Source organism: Fictibacillus nanhaiensis (assembly GCF_042686385.1).
In the GTDB taxonomy this organism is placed as follows: domain Bacteria; phylum Bacillota; class Bacilli; order Bacillales; family Fictibacillaceae; genus Fictibacillus; species Fictibacillus nanhaiensis.
Window position 1 is genome coordinate 299,698 of sequence record NZ_JBHUPF010000006.1, and the last position, 21,798, is coordinate 321,495.

The 21,798-nt window shown below is 42.9% G+C and carries 18 protein-coding genes and 1 pseudogene; 13 read left to right on the forward strand and 6 right to left on the reverse strand.

The features are described from left to right. Window positions 1-364: 364 nt before the first annotated feature. Together ACFS5O_RS05255 and ACFS5O_RS05260 are read right to left on the reverse strand one after the other, a co-directional pair. Entirely contained in the window at window positions 365-1,801 is a 1,437-nt protein-coding gene (locus ACFS5O_RS05255) for a 4-hydroxyphenylacetate 3-hydroxylase family protein (protein ID WP_205724966.1), read from the reverse strand. Further along, a complete protein-coding gene (locus ACFS5O_RS05260) occupies window positions 1,794-2,261 on the reverse strand; it encodes a cysteine dioxygenase (RefSeq protein ID WP_205724967.1) in 468 nt (155 codons plus the stop codon). The genes ACFS5O_RS05255 and ACFS5O_RS05260 overlap by 8 nt, the downstream gene beginning before the upstream one ends. Window positions 2,262-2,433: 172 nt before the next feature. Between ACFS5O_RS05260 and ACFS5O_RS05265 the strand changes: the two genes are divergently transcribed. Beyond that, window positions 2,434-2,862, forward strand: coding sequence for an RrF2 family transcriptional regulator (locus tag ACFS5O_RS05265; protein WP_205724968.1), 429 nt, complete (start codon window positions 2,434-2,436; stop codon window positions 2,860-2,862). A 30-nt stretch (window positions 2,863-2,892) separates the two neighbouring features. Here the strand turns inward: ACFS5O_RS05265 and ACFS5O_RS05270 are convergent, their stop codons facing one another. Continuing rightward, the gene (locus tag ACFS5O_RS05270; protein WP_205724969.1) at window positions 2,893-3,927 is read right to left on the reverse strand and encodes a class I SAM-dependent methyltransferase; all 1,035 of its coding nucleotides are present in this window, start codon (window positions 3,925-3,927) and stop codon (window positions 2,893-2,895) included. Between the two features lie 125 nt (window positions 3,928-4,052). On the opposite strand from ACFS5O_RS05270, the gene ACFS5O_RS05275 reads away from it, so the two are divergent. The 4 genes from ACFS5O_RS05275 (at window position 4,053) to ACFS5O_RS05290 (ending at window position 10,470) form a co-directional block, all read left to right on the forward strand. Continuing rightward, window positions 4,053-4,649 (forward strand): SGNH/GDSL hydrolase family protein, encoded by a 597-nt coding sequence (locus tag ACFS5O_RS05275; protein WP_318300104.1) that lies wholly within the window; start codon window positions 4,053-4,055, stop codon window positions 4,647-4,649. Between the two features lie 22 nt (window positions 4,650-4,671). Then, window positions 4,672-5,148 (forward strand): GNAT family N-acetyltransferase, encoded by a 477-nt coding sequence (locus ACFS5O_RS05280; protein ID WP_205724971.1) that lies wholly within the window; start codon window positions 4,672-4,674, stop codon window positions 5,146-5,148. Window positions 5,149-5,312: 164 nt separating this feature from the next. Beyond that, entirely contained in the window at window positions 5,313-5,525 is a 213-nt protein-coding gene (locus ACFS5O_RS05285) for a hypothetical protein (protein ID WP_153238101.1), read from the forward strand. Window positions 5,526-6,132: 607 nt separating this feature from the next. Further along, window positions 6,133-10,470 carry a pullulanase X25 domain-containing protein gene (locus ACFS5O_RS05290; protein ID WP_318300147.1) on the forward strand — a complete coding sequence of 1,446 codons (4,338 nt, stop codon included), beginning with the start codon at window positions 6,133-6,135 and terminating at the stop codon, window positions 10,468-10,470. Window positions 10,471-10,560: 90 nt separating this feature from the next. Here the strand turns inward: ACFS5O_RS05290 and ACFS5O_RS05295 are convergent, their stop codons facing one another. Next, window positions 10,561-10,830, reverse strand: a complete 270-nt coding sequence (locus ACFS5O_RS05295) for a hypothetical protein (RefSeq protein WP_205724973.1) — start codon at window positions 10,828-10,830, stop codon at window positions 10,561-10,563. A 202-nt stretch (window positions 10,831-11,032) separates the two neighbouring features. Here ACFS5O_RS05295 and ACFS5O_RS05300 point away from each other — a divergent pair, with 202 nt between their 5' ends. From ACFS5O_RS05300 to yidC, 5 genes and pseudogenes are all read left to right on the forward strand, one after another. Next, window positions 11,033-12,331: a YjiH family protein gene (locus ACFS5O_RS05300; protein WP_205724974.1), complete on the forward strand. Its 1,299-nt coding sequence runs from the start codon at window positions 11,033-11,035 to the stop codon at window positions 12,329-12,331. 365 nt (window positions 12,332-12,696) lie between these two features. After that, window positions 12,697-13,399: pseudogene (locus ACFS5O_RS05305) on the forward strand (thiazole synthase). Beyond that, entirely contained in the window at window positions 13,396-14,412 is a 1,017-nt protein-coding gene (locus ACFS5O_RS05310) for a MoeB/ThiF family adenylyltransferase (protein WP_205724975.1), read from the forward strand. The pseudogene ACFS5O_RS05305 and the gene ACFS5O_RS05310 overlap by 4 nt, the downstream one beginning before the upstream one ends. Before the next feature lie 38 nt (window positions 14,413-14,450). Then, window positions 14,451-14,732 carry a hypothetical protein gene (locus ACFS5O_RS05315; protein WP_205724976.1) on the forward strand — a complete coding sequence of 94 codons (282 nt, stop codon included), beginning with the start codon at window positions 14,451-14,453 and terminating at the stop codon, window positions 14,730-14,732. Between the two features lie 26 nt (window positions 14,733-14,758). Continuing rightward, window positions 14,759-15,508, forward strand: coding sequence for a membrane protein insertase YidC (gene yidC / locus ACFS5O_RS05320; RefSeq protein WP_205724977.1), 750 nt, complete (start codon window positions 14,759-14,761; stop codon window positions 15,506-15,508). Between the two features lie 269 nt (window positions 15,509-15,777). Here yidC and ACFS5O_RS05325 read toward each other — a convergent pair whose 3' ends face one another. Continuing rightward, a complete protein-coding gene (locus ACFS5O_RS05325; protein WP_205724978.1) occupies window positions 15,778-16,698 on the reverse strand; it encodes a DMT family transporter in 921 nt (306 codons plus the stop codon). A gap of 375 nt (window positions 16,699-17,073) precedes the next feature. On the opposite strand from ACFS5O_RS05325, the gene ACFS5O_RS05330 reads away from it, so the two are divergent. From ACFS5O_RS05330 to ACFS5O_RS05340, 3 genes are all read left to right on the forward strand, one after another. After that, entirely contained in the window at window positions 17,074-18,006 is a 933-nt protein-coding gene (locus tag ACFS5O_RS05330) for a DMT family transporter (protein ID WP_205724979.1), read from the forward strand. An 89-nt stretch (window positions 18,007-18,095) separates the two neighbouring features. Further along, entirely contained in the window at window positions 18,096-19,046 is a 951-nt protein-coding gene (locus tag ACFS5O_RS05335) for an ABC transporter ATP-binding protein (RefSeq protein WP_205724980.1), read from the forward strand. Further along, window positions 19,018-19,977 carry an ABC transporter permease gene (locus tag ACFS5O_RS05340; protein WP_205724981.1) on the forward strand — a complete coding sequence of 320 codons (960 nt, stop codon included), beginning with the start codon at window positions 19,018-19,020 and terminating at the stop codon, window positions 19,975-19,977. The genes ACFS5O_RS05335 and ACFS5O_RS05340 overlap by 29 nt, the downstream gene beginning before the upstream one ends. 257 nt (window positions 19,978-20,234) lie before the next feature. On the opposite strand, the gene aceA is transcribed toward ACFS5O_RS05340, so the two are convergent. Further along, window positions 20,235-21,521 carry an isocitrate lyase gene (aceA, locus tag ACFS5O_RS05345; RefSeq protein WP_205724982.1) on the reverse strand — a complete coding sequence of 429 codons (1,287 nt, stop codon included), beginning with the start codon at window positions 21,519-21,521 and terminating at the stop codon, window positions 20,235-20,237. Between the last annotated feature and the right edge of the window lie 277 nt (window positions 21,522-21,798).

The window sequence follows — 21,798 nt, forward strand, 5'->3', positions numbered from 1 at the left end:
ACATACGGTTATGGTTCAGTGGAAGAATTTACGGCTATAAAACCTACAAAAATTATTAACTCTGTTTCAGAAATTAAGGAATTCTTGTTGAAAGGCACAACTATTCAAAATCAGAGCTGAAAAATAGTTAAATATTTTGATGCAGTGTACTTGTGGAAACGGTACTTTACCTTTATGTTCGCACAAGACGATTGCTGTTTAATAATTACGAGGTAATTCCATTTATATCCGCAGATAAGCTCATTAATTTCGGGTTTAAGCCCAATATTTCCGTGTATAAATTTATTTATCCGATTTTCGACATATTACGACTATAATAAGTTGCCGAGATTGTTACACCAGACCGTATATACACCATCAACTATCACAAATACAAATCAAGCATCTTCATAAGAGCCGCTTTATCAGATCCTGCATACTGAGCCGCTTTATTCCGAATTGGATCGCCCGCATAGAAGCGCTCGTACAATTCGTGCCTTGAGCCTAACGAACTTCCTATTAAATCCCACGCCAATTTAAACAACTTTGTCTTCTCCACCGCATCAACGTTCTTACCTTTATAATACTTTTCCAACAGGTGACCGATTGGTCCATCAAAGTCGGCGATAATAGAAGGCGTTTGAATGAATCCTCCTGCTCCAATCAGCTGCAACAATTCAATCGCGCGCGGATAATAAGCGGTACCGAGATTTCTTGCTGTTTCAATAAAAGAAAAGTGAGGCAGAAAAATGCCTTGATCATTACACTTACCCGCCGATTCACTCGCAATGACAAGCCCTTTAATCGTTTCACTCTGCATAAGGAGTTCACCTAATTTTTCCTGTACGTGGAGATATTGATTGGCTCCGATACTTTCTGCAATGGCGTGCCCGATCGCAACAGTAAATTCCAACTTTACTTGAAGACGAACAATCGCTTGATGATAGGCAAGAGCGTTTGCGACAGGATCATTTTTAAACTGCCAAACCGCATCAGGATTTTCATACAATAATACTCTTTCCCAAGGAATCAGAACATCATCAAAAATCAGAACTGCGTCCATCTCATCAAAAGCAGAACTAAGCGGATAATCAGCACGCGCCACATTCCCAGAATCAAATCCCGCTCTGCAGATCATATGCAAGCCTTTGCTGTTTGCCGGAACGATAAGCGCACTAGCCAACGCCTTCTCCTTTTCACCCCACTTTGCGATAGGAAACACGATAAGATCGTTGGAATACGGAGCGGCAGTAGCAATCATCTTGCCTCCACTCACATAAACCCCTTCGCTTGTTTTTCTTGTGATACGGAGAAGTCCAAGTTCTTCGGCAAGAACCTCGCCACTCACACCCCGGTTAATCTGCGGATCACGCTGAACAACCGTTAGAAAAAGATTTTCGACTCCAGCTGTTTCATAATACGTTTTAATTTTTTCAGCAAAATGCTTATCAAAAGTGTCATATGCGAACCGGTTTCCGTACCATCCTGTTAAACGAGATCTAGCATAATCGGATAAACGGCTCATCACGCCTGAAGTCGCTCTGCTCCACGTCTCGAAAGCGATTCTTCTTTTTAGCAGATCATCCTGTGAATGAGGAACTAAAAAAGACGTGTGTATGCGCTGCTGTTGCTCTCTAACACGCTGCACTACGCTAATCTTATCCTGATGCTCAGCACGATCCATCATAGCGAATAAAGAGCTGATCGTAGATAATGTCCCAGCAAAATGAGGATCTGTCGTAACATCTGTCACACTGCCGTTCAGCCACACCGAACGAGAGTCTTTTAAGCTATGAATAAATGATTCACCATAGTTATTCATGCGGCTTGTACACCTGTCCTGTCCCTAGTGGAGGAGAATAGATATGAAGCGTCACCGTGGCTGAGAATGAAGGGTTGTACATGGCGTGTGTCGTATCTCCCTCCACTGAAAATAGCTCACCTTTTTGGTAAAATTCATTTCTCTCATACTTCACACCATCTTTTCCCTTCATATACAAAAGATTCAACACAGAACCGTCCACAACATAAATCCATCCTGAAGAGAACCCGTGATCATGTACGAGTGTTTTTGAAAAAGTAGGTAAAAAGACTAATAGCACCTCAACACGTTCATTCTTAAACAGAACATTCCTTCCGTATTCCAAATCCTGTGGAGTTGATAGATGCTTCTCTACATCTTGAAGAGTAGGAGAGAGCTGTAGCATGATGTCCTCAGCATTTGTTTTATCTATGTTTGAGAACGTGCGAAATACACGCTCAATTTTTTGTATAAAATCCAACTTCCATTTCCCCTTTACTGCCTTTGACGACATTGTTGATAAACGAAGTCGCCTTTATATAAGGTATGAGGTTTAAGGGACAAGCGTAACGGCAATGCATAATAAATGGACGGATCATGGAATAAATCGAACGGTTAACCATAGAGTGATAGAGATGGGAGGGGGAGGGTTTATGAAAATCTCGAGCAAAGGGGAGTATGCGCTTCGAGCGTTGATCGTGTTAGGTGCACAATACCCAAATCTCGTTCAAACAAAGGAAATTGCAAGAGAGACCCTTGTTCCTTCGAATTACTTGGAACAGATTCTGTTACTTTTAAAAAACTTAGGCTATGTGAAAAGCAAGAGAGGGGCAAGTGGGGGTTATACACTTAAAAGAGAACCTTCACAAATCTGTATTGGTGAAGTTGTTCGTGATATAGAAGGACCGCTAGCCCCGATGAGCTGTGTGAGCGTTACGGCGTATGAATATTGTCCGCTTGAAGATAAAGCTTGTCTGTTACAGCCGTTATGGCGCCTCGTTCGCGATGTTGTTGCCAATCTGCTTGATCACACTTCATTAGAGAACTTGCTAACAGGAAACCTTCCAACTCACTCTAAATAAAAAACCTGGAGCATCCTCCAGGTTTCCAGACTATTTCGCCCTCGCCACGATTCCGTTGTGTACTTTGATGTACCCATGGCGCATGATCTCCAGTCCATTTTCATGCAGATACAGTCCCATCTGCTCTAATGTCATCAGCTCGCGGTACGTATGGTTCATCACATCCGCCATGATCTCGTAATACAGCTTGGAACGCATTTGCGCACGAGGTGTTGTCATCACGATATAGCCGCTTGGTTTCAAGAATTTTCGATGCCACTCAACGACTTCGGCTTTCATAGAGTCAGGAAAATGCTCTAACAACCCGACGCTGAGCACGATATCGAACTCTTTGCCATATGGCAGATTGCGGATATCATCCACGACATACGAAATAGTGAAGTCGTCTTTATAATAAACTTTATCTCCACCTGTTCGTGAATTTTTCCCCAAAAACGGATAAGATTTAGGAAACTCTGCAAACCGTGCATCTCGACAGAACGGGTCATAATCCACCATCACCACTTCACCGTCAGGATACATCGCAGATAGCTGCATCGCCTCATATCCTTCAGCAGCACCCAAAAATAGAATGCGAGGCTTATCAACGTCCAGTCCCTCAAACAAAGCTCTCTTTCCGCGCGGATCCCAGATGCCATCCTGAATACGGTGCACATAATTCCAGAGGTGGATTCGCACATAATCACCGAGTGCCGTCTTTACTTCGCTAGGTTTGAAGCTTGTTAAACTTTTAAAAAAAGCACTCTTTTTATCACCAATCTCAGCGGGTACATCCTTAGAGAACCATTCGTGAAACGACTGGTTGAATATCGTCCAGGATATATGAACCGGAAGCATCTCACCGTGCGTCTGTTCCCACTCTGTTTTTTCTTTTGAAAAAGAAGTTACCTCATACGGTTTGCCAATATCTTTCCACGTCACAGTGGACCAATCGTTCACCGTATTTACTTTTACAAACTTTTCATATTCTTTCCTGTCTCGATACTGGCGCAAATCCATTCGGTATGACGGTCTCATTTCCGTTTGACCTAACGTTTTAGGCTGCTGAACCGCTGTTTCAAGCATGATTTACCCTCCTTAAAAAAGGATTTTTTATAGATATTCAAAGAAAGAATGTAAAATCCTCTAAAACCTAACATTTCGCTTCAACATGATAAAATAGAATAAAGAGAACAGGGAGGGAAATGGTTATGAAGATTATTTTTATCGGAGACAGCATCACAGCTTCAAATAAAAACACAGATCCAGATCGACTTGGGGATGGGTACGTTCGCATGATTAAAGATGTCTTACCAAAGGAAATAACGGTGATCAATAAAGGGGTGAACGGACATCGCGTAACAGACCTCGACTTTCGTTGGCAGCGAGATGTAATCGACTTAGAGCCTGATCTGCTATCCGTATCGATCGGAATCAACGATGTGTGGCGACAGCTCGACAGCCCTCAATTGGAGCAGGTGGATGTTTCTCGATTTGAAGAGGTGTACCGCGGTTTGTTATCTAAACTTTCACCAAAAACAAAACTTGTCCTTATGGAACCAACGATCATAAAAGAAAACACAAAGTCCCAAGGTAACCAGCTGTTGATCCCGTATGTGGAAGTTGTTCGTAATTTAGCAAAAGAATTCGATGCCGTGCTCGTACCCACACATGAAGTCTTTATCAATCACTTAACCAAAAAGCCAGATGTGTCCTTAACGACAGACGGTGTACATATGAGAAGAAAAGGGAACGAACTTATGGCAAAAACTTGGCTGGAAGCTGCAGAATCACTCGTCACTCAATAAACTAAAAACAGGAGTTACATAGATGACAAACACACGACTAACATTTTGTAATGAAATACATGAAGAAGCCTTACTCGCCTTTCATTTACCTCCTGAGCAAGAAAAATTCACGGCCATGCCGAATGAAGCTTTAAAGAAATGTGAAGAAGATCCTGGGCGTCATCCTGTGGTTATTGAAGCTAACGGTAGAACAGTTGGTTTTTTCGTTCTGCATAAGGGTGAAAACATTGGAGATTTTACTGCAAACCCGAACGCAATGGTGATTCGTGCATTATCCATCAATCACCCCGAACAAGGAAAAGGTTTCGCAAAAGATGCGATGTTACAGATGCCTCAGTTTGTTTCTGACCACTTTCCCGAAGTAAACGAGCTCATTTTAGCTGTAAACTTCAAAAACGATCTTGCAAAAAAGCTTTATGAAAAAGTAGGTTTTGTAGATCGTGGCCAGATCAAACCTGGTCCAGTTGGGCCGCAATATGTGCTGCATTATGATGTTTGATTATTAAGTTCATATAAAGCTGATTTTAGAATTGTAAAGTGTTGGTTATGACTTGGTAAATTGCGTCTTTTCGGGTTTTTTTCATGATATATTCTGAACAGGGACAGAGAAATCCCATACTCATGCAAAAATCATATTGAAAATCCGAAGGGAGCAATTGAACAATGAGCAAAACGTTTTTGGCTAAAATCGGAGCATCTCTTTTGGCAATATTTTTGATCACTGCATGTAGCAACGCGGAAGACACAAATACTGAAGAAGATACAAGCACAGAGCAATCTGAGACTCAAGACGAAGAGACAACGACAGATGAAGATAGTTCTACTGAACAAGAAACTTCAACAGATGAGGAATCAACGGAAGAGTCAGCTGAATAAGATAAAAGAAATGCCGGGCCTCTACCTTCCAGAGAGGACCCGGTTTTTATTTTGGGCTTTATGTGAGAGTTGATCTCCGTTCCAGGTTGCTCGCTTTCCACGGGGCAGGCGATGAGCCACATTCGAACGTTTCACGTTTAAGTGTCTCACCTGTCTAGTTGCAGTGGCTAGCCCCTCGAGGTCAAAAGTTAAATAGACCATGAAGGCAAAGAACGCCTTCCTTGTCCATTCACCTTTTGCTTGTCGGGACTTGACGAGCCACTTCCACTTTTCGGACTGCCCACCTGTCCCGCAGGAGGCTCGCATCTTCCACTCCAATCAACTGTCAAAGGAGACAAGGGTTTGAAAGCAACAACCATTCATCAAAGAAGAAAATTGGTTCTGAAAGCTTACCAGTCTAACTCTGCACAATCTTCTCCTAATAGTCCATTATCTGAAAAATATGAAAATATACCCATTTAAGATAGACTTTATCAGCCGAAGGACTCATTTCCAATACATAAAAAAATGGCATAATAAAAGGAATGAAAGCGTTATCTTAAAAGCATTTGTGCAAACGCTTTCGCTAATTTGCACACCATTAAAAGGGGGAAATGAAGTGAGGAAAATGAAATCTCGCAACAGAGTTTCTTGGTTATTACTTTTTACGCTTATTTTGCAAACGTTTGCATCTGCTTTACTTATACAACCATCTTCAACAAAAGCGGAGGAGCGCACCGTGACGCTTGTTGGAGATCTGCAATCTGAACTTGGCGGTTCTAGTGACTGGAACCCGGTAGACACCGCTACAAAAATGGAACTTCAACCGAACGGAAAGTACAAGCTTACTGGAAAACTTCCTGCCGGCACCTATGAATACAAGGTGGCGATCAATGGTTCATGGGACGAGAACTATGGAGTGGATGGGAAACAAGGTGGCGACAACTACAAGCTGAAGATCGACACGGAAAAAGAAGTGACATTCGTTTACGACGATACGACTCACAAACTAACGATTCCAGAACCACTTCCTGCTGAGAAAACACCGCGAATCGTAGGTGACATCCAGCCGGATATCGGAGCAGGTGGCGAGTGGACACCTGGTGAATCGACGGCTCTTTTACAAGATGAAGACGGTGACAACATCTACACATACACCGCACAAGTGCCAAAAGGAAAACACGAATTTAAGATCGTGCTCGGCAACAATTGGGATGCCCCGAATTATCCGACAGACAACATGAAGTTGAATGTACTGAAAGACGCAGAGATCACGTTTTTCTACAACCATGACACAAAAGAAGTGTACACGAACTATGACGCGGGTCTTCCGGATGGCAGCGTGAACGCAGGAAAGCTTCACCATGATACATGGAACGAAGCGTTTCGCGCGCCGTTTGGAGCGATTAAAGCTGGACAAGACGTAACACTCCGCCTGCAATCGAAAAAAGGCGATCTGACTAGTGCAAAGCTATATCTTCGTAACTATAACTCCGGTAATACAACGGTAAAAGATATGGTGAACGCTGGTTGGACAACAGTGAATGGCGAAGACATCGAGCTGTGGGAAGCTACGGTTACACCTGAAGAAAAAGGGGTGTACGGCTATAAATTCACCGCGCGTGATGGAGATGCGGTAAAAGAATACGGAGAAGATACGGGTGAAGGCGGTAAAGGAACAGCTGCAGATACAAACGCTGCTCTCTTCCAGATGACGGTATACGATCCGTCTTACAAAACACCTGACTGGATGAAAGAATCGGTTGTGTATCAGATTTTCCCGGACCGTTTTTATAACGGAAACAAAAAGAACGACAGAGCAAAAACAACGGCACGTGGCACTGAACCGATCGAGCACAGAGATTGGAATGAGCTTCCGGACAACCCTCGTCAAGCAGAAACAGAAGGATATGACGGAGATGAGATCTGGTCAAACGACTTCTTTGGCGGCGATATTTCTGGTATCCAGAAGAAATTAGACTATATCGAGTCACTTGGCGTTAATACACTCTACTTGAATCCAGTTGCACATGCGGCATCCAACCATAAGTATGATGCGACGGACTATAAAGCGATCGATCCGATGTTTGGATCACCAGAAGAATTTAAGGTTTTTACAAAAGAACTGAAAAAACGCAAGATGCATTTGATCCTTGATGGTGTATTCAACCATGTGGGGGACGATTCGATCTATTTTGACCGTTACGGCAAATACAAAACGGTCGGAGCGTACGAATATTGGGCAAGCATCTACGACCTGATGAGCTCAAAAGGTCTAACAGAAACAGAAGCAAAAAAACAAACAGAAGCGAAGTTCAAAAAAGAAGGACAAGAGTTTAGTCCGTACGGCTTCCATAACTGGTTTAACATCGAGAACGAAAAAGTGAATGGCGTTTATAAATACCAGGCGTGGTGGGGCTTTGACTCCCTTCCTGAGATTAAATCGATTCCTGGTGAAGCAGTAGACTATGATTCTGAGTTGAACAACAAGCCGTTCGCAGACTATATCATGTATGACAATGATTCTGCTGCAAAATCATGGCTAGATCGTGGCGCATCAGGCTGGCGATTGGACGTTGCGAACGAAGTAGATACAGAGTTTTGGAGAGAGTTCCGAAAAGAGTTGAAGGAGGGCAAGAAAGAAGATCCATTAATCCTTGGTGAGATCTGGGATGATGCGTCTGAATACTTCCTTGGTGATCTGTATGATTCGGTTATGAACTACCGTTTCCGCGGTGCGATGATCGATTACTTGAAAAACGGTAACGCAGAAGGTGCAGAGAACCAGATGAATGCCGTGTTTGAAGATTACCCACAAGAAGCGTTTTATGCGCTGATGAACTTGATGGGATCTCATGATACACCTCGTGCAGCGTTTATCCTTGGAAACGGAACAGATTCTTACGAGCGTGCTGAACTGGATCCAAAGTATGACCACGAGCTAGGCGTGAAGCGACTGAAGCTTGCGGCGATCTTACAGATGGGTTATGCAGGTGCACCGACTCTTTATTATGGAGATGAAGCCGGCGTTACGGGTTCTAAAGATCCGGATGACCGAAGAACATATCCATGGGGCTCTGAAGACAAAGATCTTGTAAAGCATTATCAAAACATCGGAAAAGTGCGTAGTGATTACCACGATCTCTTCAGTTATGGTGAGCTTTACCATCTATACGCTGAAAAAGATGTGCTAGCTTACGCACGTACAGATAAGAAAAATGCAGGTCTTGTGATCACAAACCGCGGCAACGAAGATAAGACCGTTGAACTGGACGTGAAGAAGCTGATCGTGAACAACGTAAAGCTAACAGATCAGCTGAACAAAAAATACAAAACAGCTGTAAAGGATGGAAAGCTAACAGTAACCGTTCCTGCGATGAGTGGTCGTATGCTCGTTTCGGATAAGCACCAGAATCTGAAAGCGCCAAAAGCGGTGAAAGATGTAAAAGCGTCAGAAAGCAGTCACTCTGTTTCGCTTTCATGGAAAGGTGACGCAAAACGTTACGCAATCTATCAGACCACAATCTCTGGTGCTTTTTATGAAAAAGTAGCAGAAACGAAAGGCAACTCAATCAAGATCGATAACTTGGACAACGGACGCAAGTATTATTTTGCAGTGGTTGCCATTGATAAAAACAACAACGAATCTCTAAAAACAGAATCAAAAGCTGCGATTCCGCATGTGGCGTTAAAGAACGGAAACTATAACATTTCAAATGTAACCGCGTTAAAGAATGGTGTGATTGACCTATCTAAGCCACAAACGGTTTCAGCAGATATCAAAATCACAGGTGAAACAGAGACCGATGCAGCAGAAGGATTACAGAGTGAGCTGCAAGTAAAAGAGCCAGGCAAGATGAACTGGACATCTCACAAAGGAACGTACATCGCTCAGAACGGAGAATTTAACACGTTTAGCGCAGATTTCTTACCTTTTAAAGAGGGAACGTATCAATATCGTTACGCGTTCTCAACCGATCTAGGCAGAACGTGGGTGACAAGTGAAACGAAGACGGTTACGTTCTCAAAAGGGGATGATACGACTGCTCCTGCAACATCTGTAACATTAGAAGAACCAGCGCAAGAATCAGGACAAGTGAATCTGAAATGGTCTGTAGCGGGCGGAAACGAGCCTTATCTGTTCACGATCGTTCGTGATGGAGAAGTCATTGACCAAGTTCTTGATACCAGTGCCACAACGTACAAAGATTTGAACGTAACGAACGGAAAAGTCTATACGTATGAAGTGCACATCTACGACAAAGCCGGTAACAGTGTGAAGTCGAACGCCGTTCAAGTTACACCAGATCTTGTGATGGTAAAAGTCACTATGAAAGTGAACGCACCAGCTTATACACCACAAGGCGTCGATATTACAATGCCTGGCAGCAAGAACGGCTGGAACACAGGTGCGTGGAAGATGACGCGAGGCGGTGCGGTAACGAACGATTATGAATATACGTTTGAAGCGCAAGAAGGCGAAGTGATTACCTACAAATACGCAAAGAACAGCTCTTGGGATCAAGAGGGACTTGCTGACCATACACCGAGTAATCCGAACGATGATGATGTAAGTTACTACGGATATGGTGCAACAGGAACAGACCTGAGCTTTGTTGTTACGAACCAAGGCGGCAATGCGATGGTCGTTCAAGATAAGATATTACGATGGATCGATATGCCGGTTGTCGTAACCTCTCATACGGATGGTCAGACCGTAACTTCTGACACGATCACACTAAAAGGAAATGCCATCAAAGAAGGTGTGATGACGATCAACGGTCAGCCGGTTACGATTAACGATGATATGACGTTCTCACACACGGTGAACTTAACTGCAGGAGAGAACAAGCTGAACATTCATATCGAACCATCAGAAGAGAATAAATCTACTATTTTTAAAAATGACGGTGGAGCGATTGGTAAGAACACGAAGGATATCGTGATGACGATTAATAAGAATTAGTTTGGTAGGGTGTCGCTTCTCTTGTGGAGCGGCATCTTTTTTGTAAAAAAAACGAGTAATTCCATCAGGAATACTCGTTTTTTAAAATATCTAATTCCGGTACTTCTCTATAATATTTTTTGTCACACTCTCTAAATCTTTATTACTTCTCTTCGCTTCAGCATACCTCTCATAATCCTCACCTGATACCTCTAACAAGAAGGTTTTCGGAAAAATGTAAGGTTTCCCTTTATCTTGTTCGTCTAGATTGTTCAACACTTCCAGCTCGTCTTCGTTCTCCTTGTTGCGTTCAGGATCGTATACAAACATCTTCCCATACTCTTCTTCTACACTTTTGTTCACGTTGATAAAATATTTCATTCACAAAACACCCCTGTTTTTTTGATTATGTAACTGTTATTCCCTAGACCCGTTGTCATCAGACATATAAAGGCACAAAAAGGGAAGATAACCTATAAAAATTGTACAAGCACGACTCGTCATATTTCGAACTTTGTCCCGATAAGATGTAGAGAGGGCCTGACAAGTGCAGGCTTATCAAGCGGAGAGGGAGTTGGAAGTAATGAAAACTGCGGGTTCTTGGTCTCATTCGTTAAAATTTCTTTTGTTCAGTGCAGTTGGTATTTTCATGTTCTTCATTCCGATCACAGTGAAAGGAAAGTCGTCGATCCCACTCGATCACCTTGTAACGTGGGTAAGGGATACGATGGGTGAAGCAGTGCCGCTTTATGCATTGCTCGTCATATTGCTCGGTGCTGTTTATCCGTTCTACACGAAAACGTGGAACAAAGACCGAGTCACAACTACGTTCTCTTTATTAAAAGTTGTAGGACTCGTTGCAGCTGTCCTGCTTTACTTTGAATGGGGTCCGAGCTGGTTGAGTGATCCGAACATGGGAACGTTCTTATTTGAGAAACTCGTGATTCCTGTTGGGTTGCTCGTTCCACTCGGAGCTGTCTTCCTAGCCTTTATTGTGGGATATGGTCTGATGGAATTCATAGGGGTGCTTGTGCAAAAAATCATGAGACCCATCTGGAAAACACCAGGCAGATCAGCAGTTGATGCCGTTGCTTCCTTTGTCGGCAGTTATTCGATTGGTCTACTCATCACGAACCGCGTGTTTAAAGAAGGAAAGTATACGGTAAAAGAAGCAGCGATCATTGCAACAGGGTTCTCTACCGTCTCCGCAACATTTATGATCGTTGTGGCGAACACGCTCGGTCTGATGGAGATGTGGAACACGTATTTCTGGACGACGCTTGTGGTCACATTCTTAGTAACGGCAATTACAGTGAGAATTCGTCCGTTAAGCAGGATGGATGATACGTATTCAGGTGGGGAAGGTCAGCCTGAAGAAGTGGTAACTGAGAAATACCTGCAAATGGCTTGGAGAAACGCGATGGATACATCTCAGAATGCCCCTGCATTTTTTACAAATATCTGGTCGAATTTAAAAGACGGTTTTCTGATGGCGATGAGTATACTGCCTTCGATTATGAGTGTCGGTTTGATCGCTCTTTTGTTAGCAGAATACACGCCTGTCTTTGACTGGTTGGGCTACGTTTTCTATCCGATCACATGGGCGCTGCAGCTTCCCGATGCTATGCTTGCTGCAAAAGCGGCTTCCATCGGTGTTGCTGAAATGTTCCTGCCCGCACTCTTAGTAGCTGAAGCGGCACTCGTCACGAAATTTGTAATTGGCGTCGTATCCGTAGCTTCCATTCTGTTTTTATCCGCAAGTATTCCGTGTGTACTCTCAACAGAAATCCCAATCAGTGTTCCTAAACTACTATTCATCTGGTTCCAGCGCACAGTTTTAGCTCTGATTTTAGCTACTCCAATCGCGTATTTGTTGTTATAGATGTAATTAAAGTACAAAAAGACACTGCTGAGCATTCGGCAGCGTCTTTTTTCGTGTGAAACTGACTTTAACTTGATAAGATGATTATCATTTTAACCGGATTACCTTTTGCTGCGCGTAAATCCAATCGAAGCGCGTGTAAATCCTTTCATCCTGCGCGGAAAATGGACTGTCTAGCGTGGAAAAAGAGTTTTACTGCGCGAACGTGTAATAAATAAAAGAACACGTACCGTAAAAACACAAAAAGTGCTTTTGGCAGTATTGCTACTTCTGGATTTTAAGCATCCTGGACTCCAATCAACCACCAGTGATTCAGATTCAAGAAATAACCTTTGAAAAAGATACGGTTAGGTCAGAAGAAACAAATAGTGAACGAAGTAAGCGATAAGCATACAGAGGTAAAGGGAACAGCATTTGCGGTTCGTCGGATGAACATCTTTGAAGGAAGTCAGCCCAACTTTTTAGAGATGCTTGATTTGAAGAAAAAAATACACGTTGTTACCGAACACAGCTGGCGCCAAAACAGCGGAAGAAGCAGTGCGCATCGCAAAACTCGCGAAAGCATCAGGATTATGTGATATGGTAAAAGTAGAAGTCATCGGATGCGACAAAACGCTGCTGCCGGATCCCGTTGAAACGTTAAAAGCAACAGAAGAGCTATTAAAAGAAGGATTCATCGTGCTTCCCTATACGTCAGATGATGTTGTTCTTGCTAGACGATTAGAAGAGCTGGGCTCACATGCGATCATGCCTGCCGCTTCTCCGATCGGTTCCGGGCAAGGAATCATCAACCCGCTTTATTTAAAATTCATTATCGAGCAGACGCAGGTGCCTGTGATTGTAGATGCAGGTATCGGCAGTGCGAGTGATGCGATGATCGCTATGGAGCTTGGAGCAGACGGTGTGTTGTTAAATACAGCCGTTGCGGGTGCGAAGGATCCTGTGAAGATGGCCCACGCGATGAAAATGGCTGTAGAAGCGGGAAAGCTAGGGTATGAAGCGGGAAGAATCCCAAGAAAAGAAACGGCAACAGCGAGCAGTCCTTTAGAAGGGTTGAGTGTGAAGTGAATGGACGTTATTCAAGGCAGGAATTATTTAGCCCGATCGGTATAGATGGGCAAGCAAAAATACGGACAAAAAGCGTGATGATCGTTGGTGCAGGCGCGCTTGGTGCAGGAAGTGCTGAAGCTCTTACGCGTGCTGGAGTGAAACGGATCGTTCTCGTTGATCGTGATTATGTGGATTGGACGAACCTTCAGCGTCAGCAGCTCTATTCTGAAGAAGATGCGAAGAGACAGCTGCCAAAAGTAGTCGCTGCTAAAAATAGATTGAACCAGATTAATTCCGAAGTGGAAATTCAGGCATATGTGATGGATATGGGAATCGAGGAAGCAGAAGAATTAATCTCTGGCATCGATCTGATCATGGATGCAACAGATAACTTTGAGACGCGTCTGTTGATTAACGATCTAGCTCACAAATATGAGATACCGTGGATTTACGGGGCGTGTGTTGGGAGCTATGGTATTTCTTACACGATTTTACCTGGAGACGGACCGTGTTTGAACTGTTTACTCGATAAAATTCCGGCGAACGGCCAAACATGCGATACAGCAGGAATTATCTCTCCAGCCGTTCAGATGGTCACCGCTTATCAAACAGCTGAGGCGTTAAAGATTTTAGTGGAGGATTATGCATCTATCAGGAAGAAGATCGTCACATTTGATACGTGGACGAATCAGCATGTTCAACTAGGGATGGAAAAAGCGAAGAAGGTAGACTGTCCATCTTGCGGAGCTAACCCAACGTATCCTTATCTAGAAAAAAGTGCTGCGTTAAAAACAGCTGTTCTTTGCGGCCGGGATACTGTTCAGATCCGTCCCGCTCACACGGTTGAAATAAATTTAACAGAGATGGAGAAGAGATTGCTGCCACATGGAGAAGTTCGCTGCAATCCGTACCTACTAGAGCTTCAGAGTGACAGTCATCGGCTTGTTCTTTTTAAAGATGGCCGTGCGCTTGTTCATGGCACGAAAAATATGGCAGAAGCAAAATCTCTGTATCATAGATATATTGGGTAAGATTTTTGTATAATCATTACTAGGAGGTGATTTGATCTATGGAGTTTTTTGATCTGATCTATCAGACAGATACGCTCGTTTTATCCATTAGTATCGCACTAACCTTTATTATTGCTAAACAGCTGTCAGTCGTTAATCAATCTCTTGTTCATCGATCAAATCACCATGTGAAAAAGGACAGGCTATGTTCCGAGATGATGATGACCGATTCTCACCTCGTTCAAAATTATTGTTTCATTCGAGATGAGATCGCGCGTACGATGTTTAGAAAAGAATCGCCTGATGATAAAGAAGGGCACGTTTACTCCTTGTTTGCTTAAAGTTTTCATAACAAGGAGGAACAACTTTGAAGAAATATATATCCATTTTTTCATTACTAGCTATTTTTCTTTTATCCGGCTGCAATAAAGCGCCGATTACCGCAGAGAGCCCGGGGATCTGGAACCATTTTTTCATCTACCCGTTTTCAAAGCTCATTCAATATGTGGCGTATCTGTTTAACGATAGCTATGGCATTGCGATCATTATCTTAACTGTGGTTATACGATTCCTGATCATGCCGTTGACGTTAAAACAAACGAAAAATCAGGAAAAGATGAAGGAGATTCAACCGGAGATCAAGCAGCTTCGTGAAAAACACACAGGCAAAGATCGAGAATCTCAACTGAAATTACAAAATGAATTGATGGCTGTTTATAAAAAACATGAGGTCAACCCGTTATCGATGGGGTGTCTGCCGCTATTGATCCAGATGCCGATCCTGTTTGCCTTTTATTATGCGATCATCAAAACGAAAGAGATCGCTCTGCACAACTTTCTTTGGTTTAACTTGGGAACAGCAGATCCCATACATTTGCTTCCGGTATTAGCAGCTTTAACCACGTTCATCCAATATAAAATGAGTACAACTGAGCTTGCTGCGTCTAATCCGCAAATAAAAATGATGGGTTACGTGATGCCGGTCATTATCCTATTTTCTGCATGGAAGCTAGCTGCTGTTCTGCCCCTTTATTGGATGGTAGGGAATGTGTTTTTGACGATTCAAAATGTAGTGCTGCAAAAACGGAAGAAGAAAGCAGCGTCTGCTAGCTTATAATAAAAAAAGGCTGTGTTCGTATTCCTTGTTGCTTTTGAAAGTAGTTGATTTCCGTTCCAGATGCTCGTTTCCCCGGGGCAGACGGTGAGCCACATTTGTACGTTTCCGTATAAGTGTCTCACCTGCCCGCCTGTCCCTAGCCTAGAGTCTCCCACCTTCCACTACAATCAAAAGTCAAAGAAGGAAAGCAACAATCTTTTGAAAACAGCCTAAGAAAACGACCAGATTTTTTAAAATCTCTGGTCGTTTTTTATGTTCGTCCGCTATGTTTAAGCCGCGTGTTTTTTGCGTAATCTCCTGTTCCGAATCTCTTCAACAGCACCAGATCCTAAGAGGACACCGGTGATAATGAGCAGGAATCCGAAAATGTGCTGAAACAAGATTTGTTCACCTAAAAAGAGGTAGGCGCCAACGAGAGCAAAGAATGGATTCAGGTTAATAAAGATTGAAGCTTCGGATGCTCCGATTTTACCGATCGCCTCATTATAGAGCATGTGGCCGACAGCTGTAGCGATACAAGCTGAAGCAAAATAGATCAGCCATAGCGAAACGGTCGAATTTTCAACAACACCTGCAAATCCTTGTGGCTCTTCGATCAATCCGATCACGATTAGGAACAGTGAACCGATCACCATCATATAGCCGGTCATGAGTCGAGGATCTAACGTGTGCGCCACGCGCTTGATAAGGATAAAGCTTACAGCTTGCGTGAGTACAGATAATAAAATGTATCCATCACCGAACGAGATCCCTGCTACCTGATTGTTGCCTTCAAGAACAATGAACGCAACGCCAGAGAACCCAAGCAGAAGTCCGATCGATTTCAAGAGAGTAAGTGGAGTTCCTAAAAACGAGATAGCGAGAATGGTCGTGAGAAGCGGTGACATGCCCATGATCAACCCGCCGTTCGTGGCAGTTGTTTCGGTTAAGCCGATTGAAAGAAAGTAATGATGCGCGACAACATTAAAGATTGATGCAAGAAAGACATACCAAAACTCTTTTTTTGTTAGCCACCGCACTTTTTTTATTATAGAGAGAAGCAGAAATACGGTTAAACCCGCTGTTAGAACACGAATTCCAGTGATGGTAACAGGCAAAAAGTTCGTAACCAAAATTTTCGTCGCGGTTACGTTTAAGCCCCATACCACCATCACCAGGAATAAAATCACATACGTCCGATACGCTTTCATTATGTCATCTTCTTTCTTCTGCTTTTTACTTCATAAAGTAAAGTATTTCAATGATTTTAATTTCCATTGTACAGCATTCAAAGTGGATTTACAGGAAAAAAGCTTACAAATTTTAGATTGAGGCAATATGACCATATCTACTTTAAAAGGTAGTCTGCTATAGTGGGAGAAAATAATTTTGAAGCTGCTGATTAGGTGGGGGCTGGCAGGCGACGTTTTATGGTCAGGTTTGTCGAATCGCCTTTATTTTTGATTTTAGACTTAATTGGTCGCTGTTTAGACTTAATGCGTGGCTGATTAAACTTAATCTACTATGAAAATGACCTTATTAAAGCTCAAAACGACTTAATCTCAAAAAAAGAGGTGATTCACACCGTGCAAAAAGTTAACCCGTATGTACTATTAGTGGTCGCGAACTTAATCTGGGGCGGGAATTTTGTGATCGGCCGTGCGATAACGAGCAGTTTACCGCCAGTAACCCTTTCTTTTATGCGATGGTGCACGGCATTTCTCCTTTTTCTTCCGTTTGCCGTACCCTTTTTACGAAAAGAATGGCAGGTGCTAAAAAAGCACTGGCAAGTTGTGCTCGTCTTATCGATCACTGGGATCACGGGCTTTAATACGCTTCTGTACATCGCCTTGAACTTTACGACGTCCATTAATGCATCCATCGTAAACACATCAACGCCGATTCTGCTTTTCCTATTGTCGTTCCTTTTTCTAAAAGAGAAGCTTAACTCGAAACAGATTGCAGGAGCTCTGCTTTCACTCATCGGACTGCTATTTATTATCTCAAAAGGCTCAATCTTAGTCTTACTCCAGCTGTCGTTTAATAAAGGTGATTTAATCGTGATCGGAGCTGTGATCTGCTGGAGCATCTATTCGCTTCTTATTCGAAGATATGCTGGAATTCTTCCTACATACAGCACGTTTATTGTAACGGCGTTTCTCGGTATCCTCATCTTGCTGCCATTTTCCGTACGTGAGATGCAGACGAAAGAAATTGTGTGGTCAATAGGTACTGTTGCAACCATTCTTTACACAGGGATCTTTGCATCGATCGTTGCGTTCATGTCTTGGAATACAGCGGTTGAGCGGGTGGGTCCGAGTAAAGCTGGAGTCTTTTTGAACCTGATCCCTGTGTTTGCTGCGATCTTTGCCGTTCTTTTTATCGACGAATCGCTCGCATGGTATCAAGGAGCTGGCGGTGTGCTCGTTATACTGGGTGTTTTTATCTCAACCGGCCTTACAAAAAGAGAAAAACATAAGCAATCACCAAATAGAAGCGTTAAAGTAATAAGTAAATAATTTACAAAATTAGCGAAACTTTTCTTTTGTTTCAGTCGTATTACAGTGTGAAAAGAGAGAGTTTTATGATAGGAGGAATTGGGGAGCGCATGACAACACATACGTTAGAACTTAAGAACTTAACGAAAAAGATCAAAGGCAAGACCATTGTGGATGATCTCTCATTTTCGGTAAGAGAAGGTGAGATTTTCGGTCTGCTTGGTCCGAACGGAGCGGGTAAGACGACAACAATAAGAATGATCGTAGGACTGATCTCTATCACGGATGGAGACGTTTTGATTAACGGAGATAACCTGCGTGGAAACTTTGAAAAAGCAATGGAACGCGTTGGGGCAATCGTTGAAAACCCGCAGCTGTACGATTATATGACAGGCTATAAAAACCTCATGCAATATGCGAGGATCATGCCCGATGTGACGAAGGAAAGAATTGACGAAGTGATTGAACTCGTTGACCTGAAGTACGCAATTCACGATAAGGTGAAAACATACTCGCTTGGTATGAGACAGCGACTGGGTGTAGCTCAGGCACTTTTACATAGACCGAACGTGTTAATTCTGGACGAACCGACAAACGGACTCGATCCACAAGGAATCTATGACCTTCGTAACTATTTACGCCTACTCGCGAACAACGGTACCTCTGTGATCGTTTCTTCTCATATGCTGGCTGAGATGCAGATGATGTGTGACCGTGTAGCGATTATTCAACATGGAAAGCTTGTGCGTATCGATGAGATTTTAAACCAAGAAGACGAAACTGAAGTTAAAGTTCACTTTCAAATTGAAGGAGACGTAGCACAGGCAAAACAAGTTCTTCTTAACTTAAATGAAGATCTGAACGTAACCGAGTCAGGTCAAGAACTGATCGTTCAAACAGCAGATGTTCGATTCATAGCTGAATTAAACAAACAACTGGTTCTTGCTGGCGTTCTCGTTGTTGGTATCCAACGCAAAACAAAAACGCTTGAAGAACGATTCTTAGAAATGACAAAGAAAGGGGGAGATCTGAATGAAGTGGCTGTCCCTGTTAACAAATGAGTGGATTAAAATCTTTAGCCGTACACGTACATGGATCTTCCTTGCCATCCCAATCGTTATCATTATCGGTATCGCTGTTTATGATAAAGTCACAACAGATGTTGAAGTGAACGAAAATTGGAAGCAAGAGCTGACACAAACGGTCAAAGATGACCAAAAAGCGTTAGATGATGCCAAAAAGAATGGTGACAACGCCATATACATTGATTCGCTTGAATCAGCCATCAAACAGAATAAGTATGCGATTGCTAACGACATCTCACCATATGAAACAACAGCATGGCAGTTTATGAAAGACATGGCATTCATCTCGTCACTTATCGGGTTATTTGTAATCGTTGTGGCTAGTGACATTGTTTCAAATGAGTTTGCAAAAGGGACGATTAAGATGCTTCTGATCCGTCCTTACAGCAGATGGAAGATTCTTTTATCCAAATTTGTTGCAACATTAGGCTTTGCGTTTGTTATGTGGCTCGTTGTGATTGTAGCTACATGGCTTGTAGGTGGTCTAGCCTATGGATTCGGAGGAATGGATCAATCCTACTTAATAACAGCAGATGATGGCCAAGTAAAAGAAAGACTAATCGTTGAATATGTATTTGCTAACATCGGTGTAGAATTTATTGAACTAACAACACTCGTGGCCATGTCGTTCATGATATCAACGCTATTTATGAGTAACTCGGTGGCAATTGGTGTTGCCATGTTTACGCTATTTGCAGGTAACATCATTGTTACTCTTCTTGCTAATAAAGATTGGGTGATCTACACGTTGTTCGCTAACATGGATTTGAGTGTATTGATTGATGGGCAAAACCAGCTCGTTAAGGATTTAACGCTACCGTTCTCCATTAGTGTGCTCGCTGTGTATACAGCAATCATGCTCGCGATTACGTTTACGGTCTTCCAAAAGCGTGATGTAAAAGCTTAAAGGTTGTAGGGATGACTCTCAGTTTTGTGAGTTGTCCCTTTTTTAATAGGTAAAAACTTATTTATAGGCCCTAAAAAGCAGTTTATAAGCCCTAAAACATTTTTTATAGTCCTTCCAATCTTTTTATAGTCCTTCAAAAAAATCTATAGTCCCTCAAAATTATATATAGGCCTTTCGACAATTCTACATGCAAATTAAAAGGACAGGGGCGTCTGCTCCTGTCCTTTATATATATCTCCTATCCAATTACTCTATCTCTACGCTTTTTGTGACTGAAATTGGTCTTCTTCAGTAGATCCTTTTAGAGCCGTTGTTGAAGCTGTACCACCTGAAACAAGCTGTGTTACTTCATCAAAATAGCCTGTTCCTACTTCACGTTGGTGGCGAGTTGCTGTATAGCCATCGATCTCACTATCAAACTCTCGTTGTTGCAGCTCAGAATAGGCACCCATTCCTCTCGCTTTATATCCTTTTGCTAGCTCGAACATGCTATGGTTCAGTGCGTGGAAACCAGCCAACGTGACGAACTGGAACTTATAGCCCATCGCGGCAAGCTGCTGCTGGAACGTTTCAATCGTTGCGTCATCCAGCTTCTTTTTCCAGTTGAAAGAAGGTGAACAGTTGTAAGCTAATAGTTTACCAGGGAACTGCTCATGAATGGCATCTGCAAAACGCTGCGCTTGTTCTAGATTTGGTTCACTCGTTTCACACCAGATTAGATCCGCATATGGAGCATACGCAAGACCACGTGCAATTGCTTGATCAAGCCCAGCATTCGTACGGTAAAAGCCTTCAGCTGTTCGCTCACCTGTAATAAACGCGCGATCCACTGGATCGATGTCACTCGTGATCAAGTCTGCAGCATCAGCATCTGTACGTGCGATCAATATTGTTGGCGTACCCATTACATCAGCAGCCAGACGAGCAGAAATTAAATTGCGTACAGCCGTCATCGTGGGCAAAAGCACTTTTCCACCTAGATGTCCGCATTTTTTCTCAGAAGATAACTGATCTTCAAAGTGAACTGCTGACGCTCCAGATTCAATCATGCCTTTCATCAGTTCAAACACGTTTAGTTGTCCGCCAAAACCAGCTTCTGCATCGGCAACGATCGGAAGGAAGTAATCGACTTCGTTTCCGCCTTCCATGTGCTGTATCTGATCAGCGCGCTGAAGAGCAGAGTTAATACGTTTTACCACGTGTGGCACAGAGTTTGCCGGATACAAACTTTGGTCAGGATACATGTTTCCAGAAAGATTGGCGTCTGCTGCGACCTGCCAACCGCTTAAGTATACGGCTTTCAGACCTGCCTTAGCTTGTTGAACAGCCTGATTACCCGTTAGTGCTCCTAAAGCGTTTACATATGTTTCGTTCTGAAGCAGATCCCAAAATTTTTCGGCACCCTTTTTAGCAAGTGTATGCTCGATATCGATGGATCCGCGTAAGCGAATAACCTCTTCTGCTGTATAAGGACGCTGAACACCTGACCAGCGCTCTTCGTTTTGCCACATATCCTGTAATTTCTCCACACGTGATTGATTCATTAATCTCTCTCCTTAAGGTTTATATTTTAGATTTTTATTGTTGAAAAGTGGGTAGCGTAAAGTTAACTCAAGTTGTTCTTGTGGGTGGTTAATCTCCGTTTTAGGTGCTCGCTTTCCGGGGGGCGTGCGGTGAACCACCTCGACGCTATGCGTCCTTAGGTGTTTCACCTGTCCCGCTGATCCCCCAGGAGTCTCGCGCCTTACACTCCGATTAACTATTCAGTGACGCCTTTTTAGAAAAAATCTGATAGCTAATGGAAATCAACAACCTCTTCCA